This window comes from Bifidobacterium sp. UBA6881 (assembly GCA_002451435.1).
Lineage (GTDB): Bacteria > Actinomycetota > Actinomycetes > Actinomycetales > Bifidobacteriaceae > Bifidobacterium.
This window is the reverse complement of record DKCF01000007.1, coordinates 3,865-11,843: the sequence shown is the minus strand read 5'-3', so window position 1 is coordinate 11,843 and position 7,979 is coordinate 3,865. Positions and strand designations below refer to the sequence as shown.

The following is a 7,979-nucleotide window of genomic DNA, read 5'->3' as shown; positions in this document are numbered from 1 at the left end:
GCCCGAATGACATCGATGGCACCGGTGATTCGCGGAACAAGGGCATCTTATCCGGAATGGACAGTGCCGAACGCCGGACGGCGGCGCTTGTCGAGCGACGCAGACGGTTCGCGTTGCGCCACCATATCGCGTTGTGGGACGTCATCGCGTCTTGCGACATCGTCGGAGCCAGCGACGCCAGTATCCGCAACGCGAAACCCAACGACATCGCCTCGATCATCGCGCGCTCACGCATCACCCACGTGTTCGCCACCGGTGCCAAGGCCTCGCAACTCTACCGCAGACTCTGCCAACCGCATCTCGAAACGTTGGGATACGGTCCGGAGGAACTGCCCATGACCCAGCTGCCATCCACCAGTCCGGCCAACGCGAGAACCGGCCTGCCGCAACTGGTGGACGCCTATCGTAGTATTAAGACGACAATCGAATACTCTGGAAAAGAGGAATGAACATGTCAATGAAGGATACGCTGAAGAAGGCCAAAATCGCCGCGATGAAGGCTAAGGACAAGGCCAAGCTGAATCCGATCAACCTGACGTTGGCCGACATTCAGAACATGGAGATCGCCAACGGCCACGAAGCCACCGACGAGGAAGTGCTGAANNGTCATCCAGAAGGGCGTCAAGACCCGCCGCGAAACCGCCAAACTGTACGAAGACAAGGGACTGGCCGACAAGGCGGCTCCCGAAACCGCCGAAGCCGACTTCCTGGAGACCTTCCTGCCCGCCGCAGCAAGCGATGAGGACTACGCCAAGGCCATCGCCGACGCAGTGGCCGAAGTGAACCCGGCAGGCCCCAAGGACATGGGCCGCGTCATCAAGGCCGCCCGCGCTGCGCTCGCGGGCAAGACCGTCGACGGCGGCAAGCTGGCAGGCCTCGTCAAGGCCGAACTCAACAAGTGAGGAAACGGTAGGGAGGCGTGGCGGAAGAACAGGATTCCCGGAGATTCCAGTAGCGAATGCCGATGAAACGCGTTCGCCTGGTTTCATTTGCCGTCGCGCAATGCGCACGCCCCGTGCAATATATAACTAGAAATGGGATGGTCGGACACAAACGATTATGTTTGCGTCCGACCATCCCATTTCTTATGCCGATCGTTATTCGGCGCCGCAGACGTGGTATGCCGTCCACGGCATGGAATCAGCGCTCGTGGTGGTCGATGCCGTTCGACACCGCGTCGCCGACGGTCTGCACGATCTGCACAAGCACCACGCACAGCACAACGGCGACGGTCATCACGTCATACTGGTAACGCTGGTAGCCGTATCGAATGGCGATGTCTCCCAGGCCGCCCGCGCCCACGGTGCCGGCCATCGCGGAGAAGCCGAAGAGGGTGATGAACGTCAACGCGGCGCCTCGGATCAGCGACGGCAGGCTTTCGAACAGCAGCACTTTGAACACGATCTGCAGGTTGCTCGCGCCGAAGCTTTGCGCGGCCTCGACCAGACTGCCGTCCACCTCGGCGAGCGACTGTTCGACCACGCGGGCCACGAACGGCGCCGCGGTGACGACCAGCGGCACGATCGCGCCCGGAACGCCGAGCGAAGTGCCGACGATGAGGCGGGTCAGCGGAATCAGGGCGACCAGCAGGATGATGAACGGCACCGAACGCACGATGTTCACGATCCAACCGAGCACCGTGTTGAGCGGCGCGTTCGGGCGGATGCCCTTCTTCGCGGAGGTGATGAGCAGCACGCCGACCGGCAGACCGATCACATACGCCAGGAAAGTGGCCACCGCGGTCATGATGAGCGTGTCGCGCACGCCCTCGACGAGCAGCTCGCCGTAGTCGGCGATGAATTGCGAAATAATCTGTCCCATATCACTTCACCTCTCGCTGGTTGCCGTCCTGGGGCGCGGCGTTGCTCTGGTTCGCGTCATGATCGGCATTGTTGGATTCGGCCGCGCCGGCATGCTGCGCCGTCGCGGCTCCGGCATGTCCATGACGGTGGTCCGACACCTCCGCGTCGGCGATCAGCGTGCGCAGGATGTCGCTCTGCGGATTGGCGAACAGCTCCTCCGTGTCGCCGAGCTCCACGATCTGCCCGCCGTCGATCATGGCCACGCGGTCGCAGATGTTGCGCGCCACCGACAACGAATGCGTGATGATGACCAGCGTGACGTTGAGCTCGCGGTTGATGCGGCGCAGCAGGTCGAGGATCTGCGCGGTGGTCGTCGAATCGAGCGCGCTGGTCGCCTCGTCGCACAGCATGATGGACGGGTTGTTCGCCAGCGCCCGCGCGATTGCCACACGCTGCTGCTGGCCACCGGAAAGCTGGCTGGGGTAGCGGTCGGCGAGGTTCTTGAGGCCGACTAGGTCGAGCAGGTAACGGGCGCGTTCCTCGCGCTTGGCCTTCGGTGTGTGGTTGAGCTCCAGCGGGAAGGTGACGTTGCGCAGCACGGTGCGCTGCTGGAACAGGCTGAAGTTCTGGAAGATCATGCCGATTCCGGAGCGCACCTCGGCGAGTTCCTTGCCTTGCGCGTCGGTGACGTCTCGGCCGTCGATGAGGACCTTGCCGGACGTGGGGCGCTCCAACAGGTTGATGCAGCGCACCAGCGTGGACTTTCCCGCTCCGGAGGAACCGAGAATGCCGAACACCTCGCCCGAATCGATGGTCAGGTTGATGTCGTGCAGCACCTCGTGGGCCTCGGCACCCCTGCCGTAGCTTTTGTGCAGATGTTCGATTTGAATCATATTGTGTCCGCTCCTACTTCCGGTATCGATGGTCGTGGCGAAGAAAAATGCCGCAGGACATGCATGTTATCCTGCGGCATTGAATTCAGGCGTCGCCGTGAATATGAATCAGAAGACCGGCAGCACGGCGCCCTTGTAGGTCTTCTTGATGTAATCGCGCACCTTGTCGGAACGCAGGGCCTTCTTGAGCTCCTTGGTCTTGGCGGTGTTCTCGTTGCCTTCCTTGACCACCAGGATGTTCTGGTAGGTCTTGGCCGCCAGACCGCCGACCTTTTCCGTGGCCAGCGTGTCCTTGGTCGGGTCGAAGCCGGCCTGGATGGCATAGTTGCCGTTCAGTGCCGCGAGGTCGACGTCCTTGATCACGGTCGGCACGACGGCGGCCTCAAGCTCCTTGAACTGCAGGTTCTTCGGGTTGGAGGTGATGTCCTTCGTGGTGGAGTTGATGTCCTTCGGGTCCTTGAGCTTGATCAGTCCGGCGTCCTGCAGCAGCAGCAATGCGCGGGCCTCGTTGGTGGCGTCGTTCGGCACGGCCACGGTCGCGCCGTCGGGCAGCGCGTCGAGGGTCTTGGTCTTGCCCGGGTACAGGCCGAACGGCTCGAAGTGGATGCCTTCGATGGACACCAGGTGGGTGCCCTTCTCCTTGTTGAAGTTGTCGAGGTACGGCTTGTGCTGGAAGTAGTTGGCGTCGACCTCGCCTTCCTCGGTGGCGGTGTTCGGCTGCACATAGTCGGTGAACTCCTTGACGACCAGCTTGTAGCCGTCCTTCTTGAGGATCGGCTTGACGGCCTTGTTCAGAATCTCCGCGTGCGGGGTCGGGGTGGCGGCCACGGTGATGGTCTTGTCGTCCTCCTTGGAGGTGGCGGTGTTGGAGCTGGAGCCGCCGCATCCGGACAGGCCAAGGGATGCGAGCGCGGTGACGGCGAGCAGTGCGCCGAGAATCTTCTTGTTGCGCATGGTTGAGTTCCTCTCTCAGTTTCGCTTTCCGGCCTGTCGGTCGATGCCGCAGGCCAACGATTGACCAATATAGAGGATTTGCCGTGCGCAACACGGCGGTTGATTATCGGAATTATTTATAGGTGGTGCGATGGGGGTTGGTTTTCGTGCTGTTGTGGAAGATGCGGTTTGGGATTTTTTACGGTTGGTGGTGTTTTGCGTGGTCAGATGATGCCGAAATGTCGTAGTGCGTTCGCGATGCCGTTGTCGTCGACGGTGTCGGTGGTGTAGTCGGCGGCGTTTTTGGGTTCTTCGGTGGCGTTGCCCATGGCGATGCCGATTCCGGCGAAGCGCAGCATGTCGACGTCGTTGCCGCCGTCGCCGAATGCGATCGTGTCGTTGCGGTTCCATCCATAGTGGTCGAGCATGACCTGCATGCCGGCCGCCTTGCCGCCGTCGGCGGGGATGAGGTCGGTGAACGCGGGGTGCCAGCGTACGCCGCGCACGTTGGCGCAGAGCTCGACGATTTCCTGTTCCGTTCGTTCGTCGACGTAGGGGCTGATTTGGAAGGTGCGGTGGTCGGCGATGCGTTCGTGTGGTTCGTGGATGTCGATTTTCGGCGCGGTTTTGCCGAGGCTTTTCCATGTGCGTTCCATGGTTTCGTTGGTGCGGTTGAAGTAGCCGTAGGCGCTTTCCGCGTAGTTGGCGATTACGTCCGGATGCTTGTCGAGCCAGTCGGTGATGCGTTCCACGTCGGTCTGGTCGATGGGGTGTTGGTAGTCGAGTCCGTCGTCGGTGGTGCAGTATTGGCCGTTGAGTCCGACTATGCCGTCGAATGCGACGGGGACGGTGTCGAGCACCACGCCCATGTACGAGGGCGCGCGCCCGGAGCAGATGAAGATCTTGATGCCGTTGCGGCGTAGCGCGCGCAGCGCTTCGATGGTCGATTCCGGCACCTCGTGCGTCGTGAAGCTGGTCAGGGTGCCGTCGATGTCGAAGAAGGCGGCTTTGATTGCCGGGGCGTGCGTGACATCCATGTGTTCTCGTCTTTCCGCGTGGTGTCGGTTCGTGGTCTCCATGATTGGAGTGTTGGGATTTCGTTCCCAAGTTTACAGGCGTTTCATGCGCATCGTTGCCGCGCATGCGGGGAAGACGCGGTGAATCTCGGACGTGGGGTGTGTGGAGCGCGTTGATGCGCCTACAATCGTCAGCTATGAGTGAAAACATCGAGATCACGCCGGAAATCATCGGGATCCGGCATTGGCTGCACGCGCACCCCGAGCGCAGTTTCAAGGAGTACGAGACGAGCGCGTACATCGAGAAGCTCCTTCGGGCGCACGGCATCGAGATCCTCAACAATCCTTTGGAGACCGGCGTGGTGGCGTTGATTCGCGGCGAACAGCCCGGCCCCCGCATCGCGTTGCGCGCGGACATCGACGGTCTGCCGATCCAGGAGGACACCGGTCTCGAATTCTCGTCCGTCAACGATGGCGTGATGCATGGCTGCGGGCATGATTTGCATATGTCGTATCTGCTGGGCGCGGCGTTCTGGCTCGCCAAGCACCGCAAGCGCATCAAGGGCTCCATCAAACTGCTGTTCCAGCCCAGCGAGGAGACCGGTCTCGGAGCGAAGTCGATGGTCGACGCCGGTCTTCTGGCCGACGTGTCCGCCGCGATCGGCGCGCACAACAACCCCAACTACGCGCCCGGGCAGATCGCCGTCGGGCCGGAACCCATGATGGCGGGCTGCGTGAAATTCCACGTCACCCTGCACGCCACCGGATCGCATGCCGGATATCCCCACAAGGGAACCGGCCCGATCGAGGCGCTCGCCACGATGGTCCTCGCCCTGCAGACCATCGTGAGCCGCAACGTGTCGCCGTTCCATCCGCTGGTGCTGTCCATCACCGAGCTGCACGGCGGGCACGTGTGGAACGTCGTGCCCGACAAGGCCAGCTTCCAAGGCACCGTGCGCTACTTCCACAAGTCGGATGGCGAACTCGTGGGCCGCCGCTTCAAGGACCAGGTCAACTCCATCGCCGCCGGCTACGGCATCACCGCCGACATCGACTGGGACGATTTCCAGGATCCGCTCGTCTCCGACACTGATCTGTCCAAGATCGTCGCGAACAACGTGCGCGAATACGCGCAGCTCGAACCCATCCACCCCTCCATGGCGGGCGAGGACTTCTGCGAATTCATGCCGGTCACCCTGCCCGTGTTCGCCTTCATCGGCTCCAACGGCGAGGAAGGATGCCCGGACTGGCACAGCCCGCATTTCGTCGGACTCGATGAATCGCTGCAGACCGGCGTGGAATTCTACGCGAACGCGGCGTTGACGGTGCTGAACGAACTCGCGTGAGAGCGCGGTTCGCGATTCCGGATCCGCGGTTCCGCGAACCGCGATCGCGGAACCCGGCCACAACCCAACCACAAGGACCACGACCAATACCCGCACTAAGCTGGAGACCATGACAGACATTCGTTTCGCACTCGCCCAAATCGACACCTGCGTAGGCAATCTCAACGACAACGCCGACAAGGTCATGCGCTACACGCACCTCGCCGCGAAACACGGCGCCCAGGTCGTCGTGTTCCCCGAAATGACCCTGACCGGATACCCGATCGAGGACCTCGCCCTGCGCGCCACCTTCCGCAAAGCCGCATGGGACAAGGCCAACTGGCTCGCCACCGAACTGGAGGCCGACGGGCTCGGCGACCTGTACGTGGCGGTCGGCACCGTGGGCACCGACCGGGAGACCTCCAAACCACGCAACCGCCTCGTCGTATTGCACGACGGCGTGGTATGGGCCGGATACGACAAGCACTTCCTGCCGAACTACGGCGTCTTCGACGAATTCCGCATCTTCAGCCCCGGCGACAAATCCGTCGTCCTCGACGTGGACGGCGCCCGCATCGGCGTGGCCATCTGCGAGGACATCTGGCAGGACGGCGGCCCGGTGGCCGAACTCGCCAAGGAGAACATCGACCTGCTGCTCACCATGAACGGCTCGCCATACGAGGAAGGCAAGACCGACACGCGCCTCGACCTCGCGGTACGCCGCGCGGCCGAAGTGGACGCGCCGCTGGTCTACGTCAACCAGGTGGGCGGCCAGGACGATCTGGTCTTCGACGGTGGCAGCTTCGTCGTCGACGCCGACGGAACGCTGCTGGAACGCTCGCCGATGTTCATGGAGGACCTGAGCTTCTTCGACCTGGACACCGTCTCCGCGCGCCAAAAGGCCTCGACGATCGCGGCCAAGCCCGATCCGGACGAGGAGGTATACACCGCGTGCGTGCTCGGACTGAAGGACTACATGGCCAAGAACCGTTTCCGCGGCGTATGCCTGGGATTGTCTGGCGGCATCGACTCCGCGCTCGTCGCGGCCATGGCCGCCGACGCGGTCGGCGGCGAGAACGTGCATGGCATCTCCATGCCGAGCATGTACTCGTCCGACGGCTCCAAGGACGACGCGGCCGATCTGGCGCGCAACATCGGCGCCCACTACGACATCCAGCCGATCGAACCGCTGTTCAACGCGTTCCAGGGGCAGCTGGAGCTGGAAGGCGTGGCCGCGGAGAACCTGCAGGCGCGCATCCGTGGCGTGATCGTCATGGCGTACTCGAACTCGAAGGGGCTGCTGGCCGTGGCGACCGGCAACAAGTCGGAACTGGCATGCGGCTACTCCACGATCTACGGCGACGCGGTCGGCGGCTACGCGCCGATCAAGGACCTGCTCAAGACCCGCGTATGGGAGATCTCACGCTGGCGCAACAAGGCCGCTGCCGCGGGGATGGGCATCGGCGGACTGCATATCGTCGGCAACGAGCAGGGGAGCGCGGGCGTCCCGCTGCCCGATGGCGTGATGATCCCGGTGAACTCCATCGAGAAGGCGCCGTCCGCCGAATTGCGCCCGGGACAGAAGGATTCGGATTCGCTTCCCGAATACGCCCTGCTCGACCAAGTGCTGGCGATGTACATCGAACACGCGCATGGCAGAGCCGATCTGCTCGCCGACGGTTTCGACGAGAAAACCGTCGACACGGTCATGCGTCTGGTGGACCGCGCCGAATGGAAGCGCCGCCAGTACCCGCTGGGCCCGAAGGTGACGGCGCTGGCGTTCGGCCGCGACCGCCGTCTGCCGGTCACCAACGCGTTCCGCGAGTAGAACGGGATTGATGCCGTGGCCGCGCTTTGATCCCACGTGCGGCCACGGCGCGGGGCGGGTGAAGGCGTGGCACCGCGGCGGCGCCCCGCCGAACGCCGTCGAATCGGATTTCCACGGGTCCGCGATACGCGTCAGGCGCATCGCGGACCCGTTTTTCACGAAACGGCCTACCATGCACATAG

At 63.0% G+C, this 7,979-nt stretch carries 9 protein-coding genes; 5 read left to right on the top strand and 4 right to left on the bottom strand.

All coding sequences use genetic code 11. The features are described from left to right. The first annotated feature begins 11 nt into the window (after positions 1 to 11). The 3 genes from B3C64_RS00490 (at position 12) to B3C64_RS00480 (ending at position 902) form a co-directional block, all read left to right on the top strand. Positions 12 to 449, top strand: coding sequence for a uracil-DNA glycosylase family protein (locus tag B3C64_RS00490; RefSeq protein ID WP_291532981.1), 438 nt, complete (start codon positions 12 to 14; stop codon positions 447 to 449). Next, positions 446 to 742, top strand: coding sequence for a GatB/YqeY domain-containing protein (locus tag B3C64_RS00485; protein WP_422652885.1), 297 nt, complete (start codon positions 446 to 448; stop codon positions 740 to 742). Before B3C64_RS00490 ends, B3C64_RS00485 begins: the two co-directional genes overlap by 4 nt. After that, positions 648 to 902, top strand: a complete 255-nt coding sequence (locus B3C64_RS00480) for a GatB/YqeY domain-containing protein (RefSeq protein ID WP_349679937.1) — start codon at positions 648 to 650, stop codon at positions 900 to 902. The genes B3C64_RS00485 and B3C64_RS00480 overlap by 95 nt, the downstream gene beginning before the upstream one ends. 238 nt (positions 903 to 1,140) lie before the next feature. On the opposite strand, the gene B3C64_RS00475 is transcribed toward B3C64_RS00480, so the two are convergent. The 4 genes from B3C64_RS00475 to B3C64_RS00460 all read right to left on the bottom strand — a co-directional run bounded on the left by B3C64_RS00475 (position 1,141) and on the right by B3C64_RS00460 (position 4,665). Beyond that, entirely contained in the window at positions 1,141 to 1,821 is a 681-nt protein-coding gene (locus B3C64_RS00475) for a methionine ABC transporter permease (protein WP_291532975.1), read from the bottom strand. A gap of 1 nt (position 1,822) precedes the next feature. After that, positions 1,823 to 2,695, bottom strand: coding sequence for a methionine ABC transporter ATP-binding protein (locus B3C64_RS00470; RefSeq protein ID WP_291532973.1), 873 nt, complete (start codon positions 2,693 to 2,695; stop codon positions 1,823 to 1,825). A gap of 108 nt (positions 2,696 to 2,803) precedes the next feature. Beyond that, positions 2,804 to 3,649, bottom strand: a complete 846-nt coding sequence (locus tag B3C64_RS00465; protein ID WP_291532972.1) for a MetQ/NlpA family ABC transporter substrate-binding protein — start codon at positions 3,647 to 3,649, stop codon at positions 2,804 to 2,806. Between the two features lie 203 nt (positions 3,650 to 3,852). Continuing rightward, positions 3,853 to 4,665: a Cof-type HAD-IIB family hydrolase gene (locus tag B3C64_RS00460; protein WP_291532979.1), complete on the bottom strand. Its 813-nt coding sequence runs from the start codon at positions 4,663 to 4,665 to the stop codon at positions 3,853 to 3,855. Between the two features lie 176 nt (positions 4,666 to 4,841). Between B3C64_RS00460 and B3C64_RS00455 the strand changes: the two genes are divergently transcribed. Both B3C64_RS00455 and B3C64_RS00450 read left to right on the top strand, forming a co-directional pair. Further along, the gene (locus tag B3C64_RS00455; protein WP_291532971.1) at positions 4,842 to 5,990 is read left to right on the top strand and encodes a M20 metallopeptidase family protein; all 1,149 of its coding nucleotides are present in this window, start codon (positions 4,842 to 4,844) and stop codon (positions 5,988 to 5,990) included. 109 nt (positions 5,991 to 6,099) lie between these two features. Beyond that, positions 6,100 to 7,797 carry an NAD+ synthase gene (locus tag B3C64_RS00450; protein WP_291532970.1) on the top strand — a complete coding sequence of 566 codons (1,698 nt, stop codon included), beginning with the start codon at positions 6,100 to 6,102 and terminating at the stop codon, positions 7,795 to 7,797. The last annotated feature ends 182 nt before the right edge of the window (positions 7,798 to 7,979 follow it).

Bases quoted from the DNA above. Each gene is read 5' to 3' on its own strand.
- B3C64_RS00475 (WP_291532975.1), bottom strand. From the start codon at position 1,821: ATGGGACAGATTATTTCGCAATTCATCGCCGACTACGGCGAGCTGCTC.
- B3C64_RS00470 (WP_291532973.1), bottom strand. From the start codon at position 2,695: ATGATTCAAATCGAACATCTGCACAAAAGCTACGGCAGGGGTGCCGAG.
- B3C64_RS00450 (WP_291532970.1), top strand. From the start codon at position 6,100: ATGACAGACATTCGTTTCGCACTCGCCCAAATCGACACCTGCGTAGGC.
- B3C64_RS00465 (WP_291532972.1), bottom strand. From the start codon at position 3,649: ATGCGCAACAAGAAGATTCTCGGCGCACTGCTCGCCGTCACCGCGCTC.
- B3C64_RS00460 (WP_291532979.1), bottom strand. From the start codon at position 4,665: ATGGATGTCACGCACGCCCCGGCAATCAAAGCCGCCTTCTTCGACATC.
- B3C64_RS00455 (WP_291532971.1), top strand. From the start codon at position 4,842: ATGAGTGAAAACATCGAGATCACGCCGGAAATCATCGGGATCCGGCAT.